Source organism: Pseudomonas sp. KBN12P06040, assembly GCF_037574965.1.
GTDB lineage: Bacteria > Pseudomonadota > Gammaproteobacteria > Pseudomonadales > Pseudomonadaceae > Pseudomonas > Pseudomonas aeruginosa.
In genome coordinates, this window is the sequence record NZ_JBBELS010000001.1 from 1553738 (window position 1) to 1572367 (window position 18630).

General features: G+C 64.3%; 20 protein-coding genes. 13 read left to right on the plus strand and 7 right to left on the minus strand.

Translation table 11 applies throughout. The features are described from left to right. The first annotated feature begins 7 nt into the window (after positions 1 to 7). Genes VQ067_RS07350 through VQ067_RS07360 form a run of 3 tightly spaced genes read left to right on the plus strand, consistent with a single transcriptional unit; the run spans position 8 to position 2094 of the window. A complete protein-coding gene (locus VQ067_RS07350) occupies positions 8 to 847 on the plus strand; it encodes a phage tail protein (protein ID WP_014603880.1) in 840 nt (279 codons plus the stop codon). Continuing rightward, positions 822 to 1028, plus strand: coding sequence for a tail protein X (locus VQ067_RS07355; RefSeq protein WP_015649042.1), 207 nt, complete (start codon positions 822 to 824; stop codon positions 1026 to 1028). The genes VQ067_RS07350 and VQ067_RS07355 overlap by 26 nt, the downstream gene beginning before the upstream one ends. Positions 1029 to 1041: 13 nt before the next feature. After that, a complete protein-coding gene (locus VQ067_RS07360) occupies positions 1042 to 2094 on the plus strand; it encodes a phage late control D family protein (protein WP_034012936.1) in 1053 nt (350 codons plus the stop codon). 37 nt (positions 2095 to 2131) lie between these two features. Here the strand turns inward: VQ067_RS07360 and VQ067_RS07365 are convergent, their stop codons facing one another. Beyond that, a complete protein-coding gene (locus VQ067_RS07365; protein ID WP_014603877.1) occupies positions 2132 to 2317 on the minus strand; it encodes a hypothetical protein in 186 nt (61 codons plus the stop codon). A gap of 111 nt (positions 2318 to 2428) precedes the next feature. Here VQ067_RS07365 and VQ067_RS07370 point away from each other — a divergent pair, with 111 nt between their 5' ends. From VQ067_RS07370 to VQ067_RS07395, 6 genes are all read left to right on the plus strand, one after another. Beyond that, entirely contained in the window at positions 2429 to 3058 is a 630-nt protein-coding gene (locus tag VQ067_RS07370) for a glycoside hydrolase family 19 protein (protein WP_034012935.1), read from the plus strand. Beyond that, positions 3055 to 3423: a hypothetical protein gene (locus tag VQ067_RS07375; RefSeq protein WP_079392378.1), complete on the plus strand. Its 369-nt coding sequence runs from the start codon at positions 3055 to 3057 to the stop codon at positions 3421 to 3423. Before VQ067_RS07370 ends, VQ067_RS07375 begins: the two co-directional genes overlap by 4 nt. Further along, positions 3420 to 3680, plus strand: a complete 261-nt coding sequence (locus tag VQ067_RS07380) for a hypothetical protein (RefSeq protein ID WP_060853382.1) — start codon at positions 3420 to 3422, stop codon at positions 3678 to 3680. Before VQ067_RS07375 ends, VQ067_RS07380 begins: the two co-directional genes overlap by 4 nt. A 144-nt stretch (positions 3681 to 3824) precedes the next feature. Continuing rightward, complete coding sequence (locus tag VQ067_RS07385) at positions 3825 to 4628, plus strand: DNA adenine methylase (RefSeq protein WP_060853383.1); 804 nt, start codon at positions 3825 to 3827, stop codon at positions 4626 to 4628. A gap of 257 nt (positions 4629 to 4885) precedes the next feature. Beyond that, a complete protein-coding gene (locus tag VQ067_RS07390) occupies positions 4886 to 6691 on the plus strand; it encodes an HsdM family class I SAM-dependent methyltransferase (RefSeq protein WP_034011836.1) in 1806 nt (601 codons plus the stop codon). Further along, on the plus strand, positions 6691 to 7767 hold the full coding sequence (locus tag VQ067_RS07395) for a BsuBI/PstI family type II restriction endonuclease (protein ID WP_034011833.1): 1077 nt from the start codon (positions 6691 to 6693) through the stop codon (positions 7765 to 7767). Before VQ067_RS07390 ends, VQ067_RS07395 begins: the two co-directional genes overlap by 1 nt. A 441-nt stretch (positions 7768 to 8208) precedes the next feature. Here VQ067_RS07395 and VQ067_RS07400 read toward each other — a convergent pair whose 3' ends face one another. Further along, positions 8209 to 9216: a TolB family protein gene (locus tag VQ067_RS07400; RefSeq protein WP_003098486.1), complete on the minus strand. Its 1008-nt coding sequence runs from the start codon at positions 9214 to 9216 to the stop codon at positions 8209 to 8211. Positions 9217 to 9363: 147 nt separating this feature from the next. Here VQ067_RS07400 and VQ067_RS07405 point away from each other — a divergent pair, with 147 nt between their 5' ends. The 3 genes from VQ067_RS07405 (at position 9364) to recX (ending at position 11511) form a co-directional block, all read left to right on the plus strand. Beyond that, a complete protein-coding gene (locus tag VQ067_RS07405; protein WP_003092262.1) occupies positions 9364 to 9870 on the plus strand; it encodes a CinA family protein in 507 nt (168 codons plus the stop codon). Between the two features lie 133 nt (positions 9871 to 10003). Then, positions 10004 to 11044, plus strand: a complete 1041-nt coding sequence (recA, locus tag VQ067_RS07410; RefSeq protein ID WP_003092260.1) for a recombinase RecA — start codon at positions 10004 to 10006, stop codon at positions 11042 to 11044. Between the two features lie 5 nt (positions 11045 to 11049). Beyond that, positions 11050 to 11511, plus strand: coding sequence for a recombination regulator RecX (recX, locus tag VQ067_RS07415; RefSeq protein ID WP_003109699.1), 462 nt, complete (start codon positions 11050 to 11052; stop codon positions 11509 to 11511). A gap of 21 nt (positions 11512 to 11532) precedes the next feature. On the opposite strand, the gene VQ067_RS07420 is transcribed toward recX, so the two are convergent. Together VQ067_RS07420 and VQ067_RS07425 are read right to left on the minus strand one after the other, a co-directional pair. Beyond that, entirely contained in the window at positions 11533 to 12603 is a 1071-nt protein-coding gene (locus VQ067_RS07420) for an LOG family protein (RefSeq protein WP_003092255.1), read from the minus strand. 82 nt (positions 12604 to 12685) lie between these two features. After that, complete coding sequence (locus VQ067_RS07425; RefSeq protein WP_340080813.1) at positions 12686 to 14089, minus strand: MBL fold metallo-hydrolase; 1404 nt, start codon at positions 14087 to 14089, stop codon at positions 12686 to 12688. Positions 14090 to 14268: 179 nt separating this feature from the next. On the opposite strand from VQ067_RS07425, the gene VQ067_RS07430 reads away from it, so the two are divergent. After that, positions 14269 to 16674: a phosphoketolase family protein gene (locus VQ067_RS07430; protein WP_003113876.1), complete on the plus strand. Its 2406-nt coding sequence runs from the start codon at positions 14269 to 14271 to the stop codon at positions 16672 to 16674. 43 nt (positions 16675 to 16717) lie between these two features. Here VQ067_RS07430 and VQ067_RS07435 read toward each other — a convergent pair whose 3' ends face one another. The 3 genes from VQ067_RS07435 to VQ067_RS07445 all read right to left on the minus strand — a co-directional run bounded on the left by VQ067_RS07435 (position 16718) and on the right by VQ067_RS07445 (position 18608). Then, complete coding sequence (locus VQ067_RS07435; protein WP_003092249.1) at positions 16718 to 16939, minus strand: DUF3820 family protein; 222 nt, start codon at positions 16937 to 16939, stop codon at positions 16718 to 16720. Between the two features lie 18 nt (positions 16940 to 16957). Next, positions 16958 to 17368 carry a quorum-sensing-regulated virulence factor family protein gene (locus tag VQ067_RS07440; RefSeq protein ID WP_003092248.1) on the minus strand — a complete coding sequence of 137 codons (411 nt, stop codon included), beginning with the start codon at positions 17366 to 17368 and terminating at the stop codon, positions 16958 to 16960. Positions 17369 to 17543: 175 nt separating this feature from the next. Beyond that, on the minus strand, positions 17544 to 18608 hold the full coding sequence (locus tag VQ067_RS07445; protein WP_003113877.1) for a polyamine ABC transporter substrate-binding protein: 1065 nt from the start codon (positions 18606 to 18608) through the stop codon (positions 17544 to 17546). Positions 18609 to 18630: the final 22 nt, after the last annotated feature.

Sequence of the window (18630 nt, forward strand, 5' to 3'; positions counted from 1 at the left end):
AGGGTGAATGCCGTATATCGAAATGATGGAATCCGGCCTGCGCCAAGTGGTGCGGGCCGGGGAGGAGGGGCGTAGGAGTGTCGACGGCATGTTGGCGCCCATCACGGGTGCGGTTTCCGATCTCACGGGCGCTGCCGATGAGCTGTCCACGCTGCCCGGCTTCCCGGCCGGGTTGGGCGACCGGGCGCTGCGACTGACTCGCAGCCTGGGCGTGGCACAGGCAAAGGTGGGTGGCGTCATGAATACCTACAGCAGTGCTGCCCGTGCGCTATCTGGGCTCGATCAGCGGTATGGAGCGTTGTCCGACGCCGTGTCGAAGGTTACCGGGCAGGTCGGGCGGCTCGCCGGCGTTGCCAGTCCCAAGCTGGCCAACATCATCCCGACCGGCTTGCGTTCGAGCATGACGCCGAGTGCGGCCGCCTCCAAGCCGTTTGCGCATCTGTTGGTCATGCAGCCGCGGGACGTGAACAGTAGCCCGTTCTACTTCAATCTCGACACGGCCGCGTTCGATGAGCTGCGGAGACAGACGGCGTTTCGTTGGGCTGCTCAGGAACGACTTACCCGGCGGCCGGCGCAACAGGCGGTCGGGGAGGGGGAGGACAAGCTGACGTTGAAGGGGGCTGTCTTCGGTGTTCGGGTCGGCCTGGGGCAAATCGAGCAGCTACGTGAAATCGGGCGGCGCCAGGTGCCGCTCAGCCTGACCACGGGTTACGGCCAGGTGCTCGGCCTGTGGTGTCTGGCGAGTATCGAGGAGGAGCAGTCGGCCCTTGTTCAAGGCGGCGCCCCTCGCAAACAAGCATTCAGCCTGGAGTTTGTCCGCTATGGAGACGATCTGCAGAACGTCTGACGGGGATCTGCTGGACACGCTCTGCGTCCAGTATTACGGGCATCTGGTGGGGACAGTGGAGGCGGTCTACGACGCGAACCAGTGGCTCGCCGATGAGCCGCAGCCCTTCCGGGCCGGCCTGCTGATCGTCATGCCCGAGGTCGAAGTGCCGGTGACCGGCGAGGTGCAGTTGTGGGGCTGACCCTGGAGGATGAATGAAGCCGATATTTCGGGTGATCGCGGACAAGGCCGATATCACCGCGCGTATCAACGACCGGTTGTTGCTGCTGCGCACGGTCGACAAGCCGGGAATGGAGTCCGACGAGTTCGAGTTGCGCATTGACGACCGCGACGGTGCCGTGGTGTTGCCGGAGCGGGGGGCGTCGGTCGAGATCCAGATAGGCTATGACGGGCGCGGGCTGACCCGGATTGGCATCTACACCGTGGACGAGGTGGAGTTATCCGGCCCGCCGGATACCATCGTCATCCGCGGCAAGGCCAGCAGCATGCGCGGCAGCGGCAAGACGATCCGCGACGGAGGCTGGGAGGGGGTGACGCTCGCGCGGATAGTGGCGGACATTGCCGCACGCAACGGCTGGCAGAGCCAGTGCCCGGTGCAGACGGTGGTTCCGCGTGTCGACCAGATTGGCGAATCGGATTTTAACCTGATCACGCGGCTGGCCAGACAGTACGGCTGCACGGCCAAGGTGGCGGCGGACAAGTTGCTTGTACTGCCTCGCGAAGGTGGGGAGCGAGCATCCGGCGCGCCACTGACGACCGTCACGCTGACCCGGCCGGAGATCACCCGGTTTCAGTTTCGGTTCAGTGACCGGGCCACGCACAAGGCGGTCAAGGCCGCGTATCAGGACAAGAAGACGGGCAAGCTGGAGGTTGTCGAGCTGGCGAATGCAGAGGCTCCGGCCGGGCTTCCGCCCGTGCATACCGACCGCCACATCCATCCGAACAAGAGCGCTGCTGAGCAGGCCGCCAAGGCGCGGTTGGCTGCGTTCAACCGCTCCACGGCTGGGGTGCGCCTGGAAATGCCAGGGCGAACGGATCTCTTCGCGGAACGAACAATAGTCGTCGCCGGCATTAAGTCGGGAATCGATGGTTCCTACCTGGTGGAGTCGGTGGAACAGGTCTTTACCCAGGCTGGCTGGAGCACGACGGTTGAGTGCAACGCCGGCAAGAAGGGCAAGGCCAAGGCCGCCGGCAAGAAGAAACAGAAAAAGCCACTTCAGGTAGTGGCCATCGGGAAAGCATCGTGAAGGGCCCGCCGCCTGTATGAGCAGGCGGGCGGTTGGGTCACCAGTCCTCTGACCTGTACTCGTCGGGCAGGGACTGTTCCCGTTCCCAGCGTTGTTCGAAGTGGTCGACCAGCAGGGTCATAAGGGCGTCGCCGAGGAGGTCTTTTTCCTTCAGTTCGGCCAGCGCTTCAGCGCCGGTTAGTTGTTTCTCGGCGTACCGTTTAGCGATGTTCCTTACGCTCACTGTTCTCCTTCCTCTCTAGCTCGCGGTTCCTAGCGGGCTGCATTGTGCCATCAGAACCTATCCATTAGTACCCAAAGCCCGCGCATGCGGGCTTTTTCATTGGAGTTCGACATGCCTATCACTGAAAGCCAACTGCTGTACATCCTCCCGAGGTGCCGCCCGGTTGTTGGGGTCTTCCTGCCCGCGCTGAACCGCGCCATGTTGCAGTTCGATATCCAGGGCGGAGCCAGGCAAGCGGCGTTCCTTGCACAGGTCGGACATGAAAGCGCCCAGCTCACGCGGCTGGTAGAGAACCTGAATTACTCGGCGCAGGGGTTGGCGAATACCTGGCCGAGTCGATATCGCGGCGCCGACGGACACCCAAACGCTTTGGCGTTGAACCTCGCTCGGCACCCCGAGGCCGTTGCGAATAACACTTACGCCAACCGCAACGGCAACGGCGATGAGTCCAGCGGAGACGGCTGGCGGTTCCGCGGTCGAGGGTTGCTGCAAATCACCGGCCGTAAGAACTACCGGGCTGCCGGCGCCGGCCTTGGCCTGCCGCTGGAGGCTGAGCCCGAGTTGCTGGAGCAGCCCGAGCACGCGGCCAGGTCGAGCGCCTGGTGGTGGGCGGCGAATGGGCTCAATGGTCTGGCCGACCGGGGCGAGTTCGCCGCCATCACCCGCCGGATCAACGGCGGGCTCAACGGCCACGCCGAACGCCTGGCGCTGTGGGAGCGGGCGAAGAGGGTGCTGTCGTGATCTCGTCCCGTGTTGTCTCGGTCGCGCTGGGCTGCCTGCTACTGGTCGGCCTCGGCGCCGCCGGCGGTGTCTGGCTCGGCGCGCGGCACTACCGGCCGCAGCTCGATGCTGCGCTGGCGGATCTGGTCGCCTGCCGCGCCGCCAGGGGAGGCCTGGAGGACGCAGTGGCGGAGCAGGTCCGGCAGGTCGCCGCGCTGCGTCAGGCTGGCGAACAGCGGTCCCGGGATGCCGCGCAGGCGATGGGGCGGGGCCGGCAGCAGGCCGCCGAGCAGTATGCCGCGGCACAACACCTGCTGAGCCAGCGGACCGCCGGCGAGCAGTGCGCGGCTGCCGATGCGGTCATTGATCAGGAGCTGGGTCTATGAGGGTGGTGCTAATGCTGGTGATGGTTGCGCTGGCGGGATGCGCCGGCCAAGTCGAGCCTGAGCCGCGAACGGTGCGCGTGGAAGTGCCTATTGAGGTGCCGTGTCGTGCACCTGATATAGCAGAGCCGGCGTGGGCCACGGCGGGGCTGCGGAGAGACGACGACCTGCAAGTGAAGGTGCGCGCGTTGCTTGCGGAACGCCGGCAAAGGATCGGATACGAGGAGGAACTCAAGGCCGCCGTGGCGGCGTGCAAATAGAAGGAGCGACCGCAACGGTGCTGTCACATCGTCGCGGTCGCTGAACCTGCAGACCTACCCTGCAAGCCCAGCCCAGGCTCCTGCCTCGTGCACGAAGCGAGCGGAGCCTAACACCTGTTTATTCATACAGTAAAGGCTTGCAATATGACCAGTCCTGTTTTCCCCTGGATGGGCGGAAAGCGGCGCCTTGCCGACCGTCTCATCCCTCTCTTCCCGCCCCATGAATGCTATGTCGAGGCCTTCGCCGGTGGTGCGGCGTTGTATTTTCTGCGTCCAGTTCCTGCTCAGACTGAGGTGCTGAACGACTTGAACGGCGATGTCGTGTGCCTCTATCGGGTGGTGAAGCATCACCTCGAGGAGTTCGTGCGCCAGTTCAAGTGGGCGATCTCGTCGCGTCAGGTATTCGAGTGGCAGAAGATGACACGACCAGAGACGTTGACCGACATTCAGAGGGCCGCTCGTTTCTTCTACCTGCAGCACCATGCTTTCGGCGGTAAGGTCAGCGGGCAAACGTTCGGCACCGCGACAACAGGCCCGGCCGTCAACCTCCTGCGCATCGAGGAAAACCTGTCAGCTGCATGGCAGCGGCTGGCGGGAACCTATGTTGAGAATCTGCCGTGGCTTGAGTGCGTTGAGCGCTACGATCGCCCGCACACCTTTCATTACATGGATCCGCCGTACTGGCAGACCGAGGGCTACGGCGTGGACTTCCCGTTCGAAGAGTACGAGCGGATGGCCGACTTCATGCGCCGCTGCAAGGGGAAGGTAATGGTCAGCATCAATGACCATCCAGATATCCGCCGGGTGTTCGAAGGCTTCCATATGGAGCGCCTGGATATCCGCTACAGCAACACCAACCAGCGGCAAGGCTTGGCTGAGGTCACTGGCGAGTTGGTGATCATGAACTGGGAGCCTGCCACTCTCGGCGGTTTGTTCGTCGGGATGTAGCCTGTCATGCCGGCCAATTGGCCGGCTTTCGCTCCCCCCCCTCCGGGCCGTAGGTTTGTACCAATTCTTATAACAAGCCTGCTAAAAGAGGGTGTTTTAGGTGGCTTTATGGTGGAGATAGAAAACTAAATACCTTGGTTCTACTACTATTGCGCACGCTGCGACACCCTAGGTTACTATGCCATGCAGTATTGCGTAAAAGCGGTCGGCGTGGATGCCGAATGCTGTAGAATCTCGGCCCGCGAAAAGGGGGGAATATGACTCACACGGCACAGGCAAAGCAGGCACGGCAGGCAGACCAAACGGCTGCGGAATCTCCGAGCCAGGTACTGGCCTCGGCCAGAGTCATGGCCCGTGCCTTGGCAACTACCTTCCCGGCGGATCACCAACTGGCCCTGGCCCGTGCGTTCGGCGTTCGCCTGATCGAGGCCTGGTGGTGCGGCCTGACTCGCGTCGATATCGTTCCCCAGGAGCTGCGCTCGCCACTCCAGTCGTTCCCTACAGAACCGCTGCCGGAGGCCGCAGCCGCTCTCGCGGAAACCATCGGCCGTACTGCTGCGAATTTTGATGCCGAAACAGCCGCCTATCAGATCGGCCTGACCTACACCGGTATGCTCCCGGCCGAACATCGCGGGGAGTACGGTATTTTCTACACCCCGCCCGTCCTGACCGCTCGCCTGATCGACCAAGTAACGGCAGCCAATGTTGACTGGGCGAAGTGCCGTGTGCTTGATCCAGCTTGCGGCGGGGGGGCCTTCCTAGCACCCATCGCCCGGCGGATCATGGACGAGCAGAAGGATTGCAGCCCGAAGCTGCTGATGCAGAGCATCGGTAATCGCTTGCGCGGCTACGAGATCGATCCCTTTGGAGCTTGGCTCAGCCAGGTCACTCTGGATGCCATGGTACTGCCGATCAGCCGGCTGGCCGGGCGTAAGCTGCCTGTCATGGTTACAGTTTGCGACTCGCTGCGTCGCAGTCCGCCGAAAGACCGTTTCGACCTGGTGATTGGCAATCCTCCATATGGCCGGGCCAAGCTCGATGTAGAGGCCCGCGAACGCTACAAGCGCTCGTTGTATGGTCATGCCAACCTTTATGGACTGTTCACCGATCTGGCGCTGCGCCATACCAAGTTGGGCGGCGTGATTGCCTACGTGACTCCGACCTCCTTCCTGGCCGGCGTTTACTTCAAAAATCTACGGGCCTTGCTGGGGCGCTCAGCGCCGCCGCTGACTATCGATTTCGTCACCGCCCGTAAGGGCGTTTTTGATGACGTGCTGCAGGAAACTGCACTGACGACCTATCGTCGAGGCGCGGATAGCGCTCCGGTTGTCGTTGCCGAGATTGCTCCCACCAGGGACGGGCTTGAGGTCCATCAGACGGGCGAGATCGCCCTTCCTGCGGACCCATCGCAACCCTGGCTCTTGCCGCGCACGACTGAGCAAAGCGCCTTGGTCGAGTGCCTGACGCACATGCCCCATCGTCTGGCCGATTGGGGCTATGGAGTGAGCACTGGCCCGCTGGTGTGGAACCGTTACAAGAGCCAGCTCGCACAGCGTCCAAGCAGCAAGCGCCTGCCACTGATCTGGGCCGAGGCAATCACAGCCGATGGCCGTTTTGTATTCCGCGCGGACAAGAAAAATCACGCTCCCTACTTCGAGCTGAAAGCCGGAGACAATTGGCTTGTGACTACTAAGCCCTGTGTCCTGCTACAACGGACCACGGCCAAGGAGCAGAGTCGCCGCCTGATTGCCGCGGCACTCCCTGCCGAGTTTCTGGAGAAGCATGGTGGTGTCGTCGTTGAGAACCACATCAACATGATTCGTCCGATCACCGAAGCGCCCCAAGTTAGCGCCGAGGTGTTGGGGGCATTCATCAACAGCGCGGCCGCAGATCGCGCGTTCCGCTGCGTCAGCGGCTCGGTCGCGGTCTCGGCCTACGAACTGGAATCGTTGCCGTTGCCAGCACCCGAGGACCTCATAGAGCTGGCACGATTGGTCGATGCCGGTGCCGACCGCGAAACCATCGAGACTGCATGCAGTCGATTGTTTGAAGGGGATATGTAGTGCTGCCACCGTACGTACCAAGGGAACTGGTCGCTGAAAGGCTCCCGCTGATCTTCCCGGAAGGAACTCCAAATCGGACATACTGCATTCGCGAGTTGTCAGCCAGCACAGTATTCACCATGCTATATATCGGTGCCGTCGAGCTATCCACGGTACGACTAGGGCCGGTGCATGTCTATCGCATGACCGACCTGCAAGCAGCGGATGGCAGTGACGAGGCGCGCATCAGCTACAGGACGAACGTGCGAAAGCGGAAGTTCAAAATCCCTGGTGAACGCTGGTATGCAGACAACACTCGCGAGCCAATTCGCGATGAGACCCTCCGCGAGGGCCTGATAGCTGTTGGCGCTGTCGTAGAAGATAAAGAGATTGCCACCACAGCAAGCGTTCCACGCTACGCACTTAAGACTGACCTGGCGGCTCTGTTCGATCCTGCGCTCCAAGGCGAGCCCCTGAGGGCTGCTATTCTCAAGTGGCAAGAAGAACACCTGAACAAAGGTGCCCTTGCGCGAATTTCGTTGATGCGTATGGGGGCTGCCGGTAAAGACGGTGTGCTGATCCACTTCCCGAACGGTGAAACCCGTACGCTAGCCCATGGTCCTAGTTCGAAGATTTCACAGGCAGTTGTGGAGGTTTTCTCCAAGCTGTTCCTGGAGAAGCCAGCAGTTCTCTGGCTCAGTGAATCGAGCAACAAGGTCGCCATGCAAGACCTGCGTATGGCTTCGAGTATTGGCCTCGACATCGAGGCGCAAAAGAACCTGCCTGACTTAATTCTGGTGGACCTCGGGCCGAGCAATCCCTTGATTGTCTTTATCGAGGTTGTGGCCACCGATGGTGCGATCACGGCACGGCGCCAGAGTGCCCTGTTCGAGCTAACGGACAAAGGCGGCTTCAAGCGCTCGCAAGTGGCTTTTGTCACTGCCTATGCAGACCGAGAATCAGCCGGCTTCAAGAAGACCGTCACTGGCTTGGCTTGGGGTTCGTTCGCCTGGTTCATGAGCGAGCCCGACAAGGTTTTCATGCTGCGAGATGGAACCAGTCAGCTGTCTAGCCTGAATCAACTGCTTACTGATTAGATAGTCTGAGTGCGTCCAAGTGGGGCCATCCTGCTCCAAGCCCCAGGCGCTCGACGAACCTGCTTAACCCGGGTTTTGGTTTTGCACGTTCCGGAAAGCGCGAGATATGGGCGCTTTACTGTTCGTCACGTTCTCGGTGGCGCATCTCTGGGGCAAAAATGGGGCAATTCGTTCGCCAGACTATGCCATTCAATGCCATTTGAGGCTTGGAACCACAGGGTCGAAAGAGAAGCCATGTCCTTATCTGGCCTGACTTCCGGGGATTTCCTGCCTAGTAATGCAGCACAATTGGCGTGTGCTGAGAGAGGTCGGTCATACGGGCCTTCGGAAGCGGGCTTTGGACGGTGCAAAAGAGGGCAATGTTAACCCGATTCACCGGCCTGTGTCGGGTCCGTTCGGAACCGGCGCGGACCCTCAGGTCCGCGCCTGTGCGGGCTGCTTTCAGCGTGCCGCGGTATAGCTGGCGCCGAGCTTCTGCCGACCGTCGGGCAGGTTGATCTGCGCCGGGTCGAGACGCCAGACCCGCGCCGCGGCGATGTCGCCGAGGAGCAGGCTGTAGGTCGGGTCGAACGAAGTGCTGGAGAAGATCAGGTAGTCCTCGTTCACCGGCGCGGCGTCGGAATTGTCGCCCTGGCAGTGGTTGAGCGGCAGGATCGCCGGGGTGCCGGGCGGGCTGTTGGGTACGACCATGGCCAACTGGTCGTTGCCGGCCGGCTGGGTGCGCGAGAGGAAGTAGGCGGTATAGTCGCGTACCACCGGGTAATAGTCGCGGCCCCCCGCGGCCGGGGTGGCGAGGGCGCTGACCTGGCCGTTCTCCAGGTTTCTGCGCACCACCCGCAGGCTGTCGCCGGCTCCTGTCGCGTAGACCACGTACTTGCCTGAGGGTGTGAGGAACGGCATCGACTCCTCGGTGCTCCAGCCGTCGCCGGTCACGGCTTTCCAGGCGCTCACGCCGACGCTGCCATCGCCATTGAAGACCAGGGTGGCGAGGCGGATGTCGCCCTCGTGCTTGAGCACGACCTGGCGGCCGTCGAAGGAGAACTTCGGATCCTCGTTGCGACCGCCGATGGCCGCGGTCAGGTTGCTCGGCGCCTGGGTACCGCCGATGGCCCAGGCGAACACGTGCCAGGCGCCATTCTGGCGGCCCATGAAGGTCAGGTAGCGGCCGTCCGGGGAGAAATGCGCATTCATCGGGTCCTCGATGTTCCAGCCGGGCTGGTTGAGCTGGCGGGTGCTCTTGCTCTTGAAGTCGTGCAGGTAGAGGTTCGAGGAGCCGTCCCCGTACTCCATATAGCTGTGGTAGACCAGGCGCCCGCCGAGCGCGGGCAGGCTGCTGGCGGGTTGCAGGGCCAGGTTGGCGGTGCAGGCCGCATGGGCGGGGAGGCTGGCTACGGGGGAGAGGAGCAGGGCGAGGGAGAGCAGAGAGACCTTGAGTGGCGCGATGTTCATGGGGTGCCTTTCCTTGGACGGTGATGGAACACGCATGTTCGCGCATTCGCTGCCTTCGCGCGGTTGCGCTTGTCCGAAAGCTGCTTCTGAATGGAAAAGCCGATGGTGTAGGGTAGTCCCTTTCCGTTTCTACCCTGGAGAACAGTGATGACCCTGATGGAGTCCGACCTGACCGCACTGGCCGCCCGCCTCGGCGAAAGCCTTCGTTACCTGGGCGAGCAGGTCAGCACGGCGGAATCCTGCACCGGTGGCGGCATCGCCGAGGCGATCACCCGCATCCCGGGGAGTTCGGGCTGGTTCGAGGCTGGCTACGTGACCTACTCGAACCGCCAGAAGACCCTCCAGCTGGAGGTGCCCGAGTCGCTGTTCCCGGCAGTCGGCGCGGTCAGCCGGGAAGTGGTCGAGGCCATGGTGCGCGGCGCCCAGCGGCACAGCGGGGCGCGTTTCGCGGTGGCGGTGAGCGGTGTCGCCGGGCCCGACGGCGGCTCGCCGGAAAAGCCGGTAGGCACGGTCTGGCTGGCCTGGGCCGACGGCGAGCGGCTGGTCAGTGAGCGCTGCCAGTTCAACGGCGACCGCGACGCCGTGCGCCGGCAGACGGTGGCGACCGCGCTGACCGGCCTGCTGCGCATGAGCAACGGCGAGAACCCGGGCTAGCCGCGCCTGCGGGCAACCGTTCGGAACATTCTTCCCGTCGGGGGTAGGCGAGCGACTTGCCCTGTGGAATAATACTGTCTACTTATACAGTTGTTCGTGGCCGTCCGGCCGCCCTGACTTCGCGAGGACTTCAATGGACGAGAACAAGAAGCGCGCCCTGGCCGCGGCCCTGGGACAGATCGAACGCCAATTCGGCAAAGGCGCGGTCATGCGCATGGGCGACCATGAGCGCCAGGCGATCCCGGCCATCTCCACCGGCTCCCTGGGCCTGGACATCGCCCTCGGCATCGGCGGCCTGCCCAAGGGCCGGATCGTCGAGATCTACGGTCCGGAATCCTCGGGCAAGACCACCCTGACCCTCTCGGTGATCGCCGAGGCCCAGAAACAGGGCGCCACCTGTGCCTTCGTCGACGCCGAGCACGCGCTCGATCCCGACTATGCCGGCAAGCTGGGCGTCAACGTCGACGACCTGCTGGTCTCCCAGCCGGACACCGGCGAGCAGGCCCTGGAAATCACCGACATGCTGGTGCGCTCCAACGCGGTCGACGTGATCATCGTCGACTCCGTGGCCGCGCTGGTACCCAAGGCCGAGATCGAAGGCGAGATGGGCGACGCCCACGTCGGCCTGCAGGCACGCCTGATGTCCCAGGCGCTGCGCAAGATCACCGGCAATATCAAGAACGCCAACTGCCTGGTCATCTTCATCAACCAGATCCGCATGAAGATCGGCGTCATGTTCGGCAACCCGGAAACCACCACCGGCGGTAACGCACTGAAGTTCTACGCCTCGGTCCGCCTGGACATCCGTCGTACCGGTGCGGTGAAGGAAGGCGACGAGGTGGTGGGTAGCGAAACCCGCGTCAAGGTGGTGAAGAACAAGGTTTCCCCGCCGTTCCGCCAGGCCGAGTTCCAGATCCTCTACGGCAAGGGCATCTACCGTACCGGCGAGATCATCGACCTGGGCGTGCAATTGGGCCTGGTCGAGAAGTCCGGCGCCTGGTACAGCTACCAGGGCAGTAAGATCGGCCAGGGCAAGGCGAACGCCGCCAAGTACCTGGAAGACAATCCGGAAATCGGTTCGGTACTGGAGAAGACCATTCGCGACCAGTTGCTGGCCAAGAGCGGCCCGGTGAAGGCCGACGCCGAAGAAGTGGCTGACGCCGAAGCCGATTGAGGCCAATGGCGATCGTGCTCGATACGCCCGTCGCCGTGCGGCGGGCGGCCATGGATCTGTTGGCGCGCCGTGAGCACGGGCGCGCCGAGCTTTCCCGCAAGTTGCGCCAGCGTGGCGCGTCTGCCGAGTTGATCGATCCCGCCCTCGACCGCCTGGCCGAGGAAGGTCTGCTCGACGAATCCCGCTATCTCGAAAGCTTCATCGCCAGTCGCGCCCGCGGCGGCCATGGGCCGTTGCGCATCCGTGAGGAACTGGCGCAACGCGGTCTGCCGCGCGCCGATATCGAAAGGGCGCTGGGTGCCTGCGAGGTCGACTGGAGTGCGCAATTGCGTGAGGTCTGGCGCCGCAAGTTCGCCCGCCTGCCGCAGGACGCCAGGGAAAAGGCCCAGCAGGGCCGCTTCCTGGCGTACCGGGGTTACTCCATGGAGTCGATCAGCCGCCTGTTGAACGGCCGCAGCGACGATTGAGCGCGTGCCGGAGCGGCAGCTTCAGTCCCAGTTTTCCGGCAGGTTGATGTAGTCCAGCAATTCCCGCAGCCGCCCCTGGTCGCGCCCGTTGAACACGAAGGCGAGGCGGGTCAGGTTGCGGAACTCCGGTTCGTCCTGTTCCTGCTCGCTGTAGGCCTGCTGCTGGAAGCCGCCGCTCAGGCAGAGGCTGGCGAAGTGTTCGTGCAGGTGCGCCAGCGCGGCTTCGTTCAGGGCGTGGTTCAGGCGAATCACGAACGTGCCTTTCAGCCAGCGGCTGGAGTGGAAGTTGCGGTAGAACTGGGCGATTTCCTTCACCGCGTCTTCGGCCGAATGCACCAGGCGCATCAGGCGCATGTCGGCCGGCAGGATATAGTGATTCTCCAGCAACTGTTCCTGCATGAACTCCAGGGCGTGTTCCCAGTAGCGGCCGCCCGGCTGGTCGAGCAGCACGATCGGCACCAGCGGGCTCTTGCCGGTCTGTACCAGGGTCAGCACTTCCAGTGCCTCGTCGAGGGTGCCGAAGCCGCCGGGGCAGAGCACCAGGGCGTCGGCTTCCTTGACGAAGAACAGCTTGCGCAGGAAGAAGAAGTGGAACGACAGCAGGTTGCCGCTGCCGTCCACCGTATGGTTGGCGTGCTGCTCGAAGGGCAGGGTGATGTTGAAGCCCAGGCTGTTCTCCAGCCCGGCGCCTTCGTGGGCGGCGGCCATGATGCCGCCGCCGGCGCCGGTGATCACCATCAGGTCGTAGCGGGCCAGTTCCTCGCCCAGCTTGCGCGCCAGGGCATAGACCGGATGTTCGACCGGCGTGCGCGCCGAGCCGAACACGGTGACCTTGCGTCGCCGCTTGAACTGCTCGAGGACGCTGAAGGCATGCTCCATCTCGCGCAGGGTCTGCAGCATGATCTTGGCGTCCCAGCGGTTGCGGTCGGCCTGGGCCATGCGCGTCACGGTGAAGAGCATCTCGCGGTAGAGCGCGAGATTGGGGCTGTCGCCGGGAGCCGCAAGGGCCGCCAGTTCGTCGACCTTCCGCGCCAGGTCGGTGCCGCTGGTCTGGAAGTGCCGGGAAAGATAGTCATCGGCTTCGTAGGGCATTCGCATACTCCTTCTACAACCACCCTGGACAGGCGGTCATCCGCATACTGCCACGGACTGCGTGACAGTTGCGGACGGCGGCTCAGATCTCGATGCGTTCGCCGGGCTCCGGTATCTCGGCATCCCAGTCGAGACGCTCGCGGATCGCGCCTTGCAGCGCTTCCATCTTTTCCCGCTCGCCATGTATCAGGTATAGCGCTGGACGGTGGGCGAAGTGACCGACCCAGTCGAGCAGCTGCGATTGCCCGGCGTGGGCGGAGATGCCGCCGAGGGTATGGATCTGCGCCTTGACCGCGATGCGCTGGTGGAACACGCGAACCGCGCTGGCGCCGTCGACGATGTTGCGGCCCAGGGTGCCGCGCGCCTGGAAGCCGGGGAATACCACATGGCATTCCGGGCGCCAGAGGTTGTGCTTGAAGTGATGGACGATACGGCCGCCGGTGCACATGCCGCTGCCGGCGATGATGACCGCGCCGCTCTTGATCCGGTTGATCGCCATCGACTCGTCGGCGCTGCGGGTGACGCGCAGCACCGGCAGCCATTCCTCCAGGCGGGTGGTGCCGGTGCCGCGAATGTACTCGCGGTCGCGGTCGTCGAACTCGTTGCTGTGGCGCAGGTAGATGCCATTGGCACGGGCGGCCATCGGGCTGTCGAGGAATACCGCCTGTTGCGGCAGGCGGCCCTCCTGGTAGAAGCGGCCGAGGTAGTAGAGCAGGTCCTGGGTGCGACCGACGGCGAACGACGGGATCAGCACGTTGCCGCCGTCGCGATGCGCCTGGTCGAGAATCGCCGCCAGTTCCTCCAGGGTGTCGTTGCTGTCGCGGTGATCGCGATCGCCATAGGTGGATTCGAGCATCACCACGTCGGCCCGGCTCAGCGGCGAGGGCGCGCGCATCAACGGCGAGCAGGTGTTGCCGAGGTCGCCGGAAAACACCAGGCGGCGCGGTTGCACCTGGTCGTGGAATTGCACTTCGACGATCGACGAGCCGAGGATGTGCCCGGCGTTGTGAAAGGTCACCCGCACGCCACGAGCGACCGCCACGGTGCTGCCGAGGCTGATCGGCCGGCGCAGCTTGAGTGCGCGTTCGGTGTCGGCCTGGGTATACAGCGGCTTGATGCTCGGCTTGCCGATCCGGTTGCGCCAGCGGTTCTCCCACTCGGCGTCCTTTTCCTGGATGTGCGCGGAGTCCAGCAGCATGAGTTCCAGCAGTTCGCAGGTGGCCTCGGTGGCGAAGATCGGGCCCTTGAAGCCCTCGGCCGCCAGGCGCGGCAGGAGGCCGCTGTGGTCCAGATGGGCGTGGGAGATGACCACCGCGTCGATGCTCGCGGGATCGAAGGGGAAGGGCGCGCGGTTGCCGTTGTCGGCTTCGCGGCGCCCCTGGCGCATGCCGCATTCGAGCAGGACCTTCACGCCATCGAGGGTTTCCAGCAGATAACAGGAGCCAGTGACCTCCTGGGCGGCGCCTAGAAACGTCAGTGATGCCATCGAGCCTCCTCCGTCAGAGCTCTGTCGACACCCCGATACCTTTCGGGGATCGTGGAATGCCATGGAACCTTCGTACAGGGCCAGGGTGAACGAATCGGGGGCGGGGAGCTTGATGCAGGTCAGCGCCCTTTGCCGTGTGCTGCCTAGACTGCAAGGCACCACTAGGGAGGCTACCCACCATGAGTCAGATTCTGCCCAGTCAGGACGAGTTGCTTGCCCATGCGGCGGCCGAGCCGGCGTTTGCCGCGTGGCTGCAAGGCCATGGTCCGCTCCAGCATAGCGCAGAGACCCGCGCCGCCGTGTTCCGCACCGCTCATCAATTGGTCCAAGCCGGGCTGCAACCGGACCTGGCCAGCGTCTACCAGCTGTTCCGCGCCCTCGACCGGCTGACCGCCAGCGCCCTGCGCATCGTCGTGCACATGACCTACGCCCGGCGCATCCGCCTGGACGGCCAGCCGTTGCAGGCCGAGGATTTCAAGACACAGCCCGAGGGCCACACCGGCGGAGCCCTGAACATGGTCCCGGCCTACGCCGGCTATCTGGCACTCAACGTCCTGACCGGCAAGACTCGCGCCTGGCTGATGGGCCAGGGCCATTGCGTGGCCGCCATCGACGCGCTGAACGTCCTCACCGGCAACCTGCACCCGGAGCAGGAGCGCGCCTATGCCGACGGCGAGGAAGGGCTGAACCGCTTGCTGCAGGACTTCTACGGCTATGCCCAGGCCCCCAACGGCGCACCGGCGGCGCCACTGGGCAGCCACGTGAATCCGCATACCGCCGGCGGTATCGCCGAGGGCGGCTACCTCGGCTTCGCCGAATTGCAGTACGCGCACATGCCGCTGCCCGGCGAGACCCTGGTGGCGTTCCTCTCCGATGGCGCCGCCGAGGAACAGCGCGGCAGCGACTGGATTCCGCGCTGGTGGCGAGCCGAGGATTGCGGGGCGGCGCTGCCGGTGATGATCGCCAATGGCCGGCGCATCGAGCAGCGCACCGAACTGGGCACCCATGAGGGCCTGGAGGGCTTCAAGCTGCACCTGCGCCGCTGCGGCTTCGATCCGATCAGCTTCGATGGGCGCGACCCGGCCGCCTTCGTCTGTACGCTCTGGGAGATGGAGCAGCGCCTGGAGCGGCGCGTGCAGGAGAAGAACAGCGGCATCCTCCGCTACCCGCTGCCGATTCCCTACGGCATCGCCGAGACGGTCAAGGGCTTCGGCTTCTATGGCGCCGGCAGCAACGCCGCGCACAACCTGCCGCTGCCGGGCAATCCGCATAACGACGAACAGGCCCGGCAACTGTTCAACCAGCATGCAAATGAACTCTGGGTCGAGCCTGAGGCTCTCGAATTGGCCCGCCGGCTGTTCGCCGAGCAGCGCGGCGAGCGTCCCCTCGAACGGGACAACCCGCTGGCCCTGCGCCATCCCATCGAACCGATCATCCCGCCGCTGCGCTATCGCGACGACGCCTGCTCGCCGATGGCCGCGCTGGACCGCTTCTATACCGAACTGGTGGAGGCCAACCCCGACCTGCGCGCCCGGGTCGGCAATCCCGACGAATTGGCCAGCAACCGCCTCGGCGGCGTGCTCAAGGCGCTCAAGCATCGGGTCAGCGAGCCGGAGAGCGAACTGGAATCGGTGAGCGGTCGGGTCATCACCGCGCTCAACGAGGAGGCGGTGGTGTCCGCCTGCCTGGCCAACCAGGGCGGACTCAACCTGGTTGCCAGCTACGAGGCGTTCTGCGTGAAGATGCTCGGCGCGGTGCGCCAGACCCTGATCTTCGCCCGCCAGCAGAAGGAAGTCGGGCGTCCGGCCGGCTGGCTGGGCTGGCCGCTGGTCGCTACTTCGCATACCTGGGAGAACGGCAAGAACCAGCAGTCGCACCAGGACACCACCTTCTGCGAGGCCCTGCTTGGCGAGATGAGCGACATGGTCCGGGTGCTCTTCCCGGCCGATCACAACAGCGCCCTGGCGCTGCTACCGACGATCTACCGCAGCCGGGGGCAACTGGCCTGCCTGGTGATCCCCAAGCGCGACCGGCCGATGGTGTTCGACGCCGTCCAGGCCGAGCGCCTGGCCCGCGACGGCGCGATCCTGGTCGAGGAGCGCTGCGGCTCCGATCCGCTGCTGCTGATCGCCAACGGCAGCTACCAGCTCGAACAGATGCGCCGCGCCGCGCAGCGTCTGGCCGAGGCCGGGCAGGCCTACCGGCTGGTCTACCTGCAGGAGCCGGGACGCTTCCGCGCGCCGCGCGATCGCTGGGAGGTCGAGGCGGTGGCCGACGAGGCGTTGGTGGAACGACTGTTCCCGGATAGCCATGAGCGCCGCGTGCTACTCACCCATATGCGCGCGGAAGTGGCGCGCGGTCATCTTTGGCCGATCCTGCCGGATGCCCGGCGCACCTCGGTACTCGGCTATCGCAACCGCGGCGGCACCCTCGACGAGGCGGGCATGCAGTTCGCCAACCGCGCCTGCTGGGGCAACGTGCTGGCGGCTTGCGCCCGCTTGATGGAGGTGCCGCGCACCGCGCTGCTGACCCCGGAGGAGGCGGCGGCGGTGGCCGGCAAGGGCGATCCGGCGTTGTTGCGCTGAGTTCGGCTGCGTATCGGCGGATAGCGTCGGCGACGTCATTCGCCTACGGAGCGGGGGGACGAAGCGGCTTGAGCAGCCCGTCCAGCCCGTCGATCTTCAGTTCCAGGGTCAACTGCATCAGCCGCCCGAGTTCACCAGGCGGGAAGCCTTTCTTGTAGAACCACAGCAGGTACTCCTCCGGCAGGTCGACCAGCATCCGTCCCTGGTACTTGCCGAACGGCATCGGCGTCCTGGCGATCTTCAGCAGATGCTGCTTGTCCAGCATAGCGACCGCGCGGCGCGCTTACTTCTTGCCCTGGATGCGGCAGCTGCCGGCATCGAAGCGTTCGGTGGCGACCGGCTGGTTGGTCTTGTACTCGGTGAAGCTGTAGGTGAGGATCGCGCCGCGGGCGAGCAACTGGCGATAGCCGGTGTTGCTGCACACGCTATCGCCGAGCTGGCTGCGCACGCTGTCCGGGTTGGAGCGCATGCGCTCGGCGTGGCTGGCGCGTACGCTGAGGTGATTGATCAACTGGTTGCCTTCGACGGTGTAGCCCTGGTCGAGGATGTCTTCGTTGATGGCGCGGGGAGTGCCTACGCTGCTTTCCTTGGCCACTTTCTCCAGCATCTTGCTCAGTTCGAAATCCTTGAGCGAGGCGGCATGGGCGGCGGTGGGCAGGACGAAACAAAGGGCAAGGGCCATGAAGCGCGACATCGAAGATCTCCTGGGGCAATAAGCGGATTCGACCGATGGAGGGGGCGAATTGTTTCCGTCGGCCCATTCCCGGGACGGACGGTGGCGAATGGGCGCCATGTTACCGCGTTCGGGGCGGGGCACGGAAACGCAAAAGGGCGACCGAGGGTCGCCCTTTCGTCGATAGCGGTGCGGATCAGCGCAGCTTGATCTCTGTCCAGAGCTTGTTCAGGGCGCGTCGCTGGCGCGAGTTCAGGTCCTTCAGCGGCTCCAGCCTGGCCTGGGTGGTGGCGTCCGGGAACAGGGCGGCGAGCGTCTTGATTTCCGGCTTGATGAAGGGCAGGGCGGCGGCGTTGGGCGTGCCGGTACCGATCTGGTTGGTCAGTTCGGAGGCGTTCCGACCGTCGAGCATGAAGTCGATGAAGCGGTAGGCCAGGTCGGGGTTCTTCGAGCCCTTGTGGATCACCATGTTGTCGATGGCCAGTACCGCGCCCTGGCGGGGCAGGGCGAAGTCGACCTTGAAGGCGCGGCCGGCAGCCTCCGCGTCGGCCCTGGCCTGGTACATGTCGCTGGAGTAGCCATGGGCGACCCAGATGTTGCCCAGGGTCAGCTCCTTGATATAGCTCGACGAGTTGAACGCGGCCCAGTACGGCTTGGCCGCGAGGATCAGCGCCTGGGCTTCCTTCCAGTGCTGCGGGTCGGTGTCGTTGGCGGAGTGACCGAGGTACTTCAGGGCGGCGCCGAACAGTTCCTGCGGGTCGTCCATCACCGTGACCCTGCCCTTGATCTTCTCCAGGACCGCCGGGTCGAAGATCACCGACCAGTCGGCGGGGTCGATGCCCAGTTTGTCCAGCTCGGTCTTGTTGTAGCCGACCAGGGTGGTGGTGAAGGCGTAGGGCAGGGAATAGCGGTTGCCCTTGTCGAAATCCTTGTCGAGGTAGCCCGCGGCCTCGTTGCTCAGGTTCGCCAGGCGACTCTTGTCCAGCTCCAGCAGGTCGCCCTTGCGGATCAGCGCCTCGACCGCGTTCTGGGTCGGGATGATCACGTCGTAGCCGCTGGCCCCGGCGGCCAGCTTGGCCATCATTTCCTCGGTGCCGGAATAGAACTCCTGCACCAGCTCGCAGCCACATTGCTGCTCGAAGCGTTTCAGCGTGTCCTCGGCGATGTAGTCGTTCCAGTTGAACAGATACAGCTTCTCGGCGGCGGTGGCCTGGGCGGCTCCTGCCATGAGGGTTGCGACGAGCAACAGCTTTTTCATCATGGTTCCTTGTTACGGGGTGGCA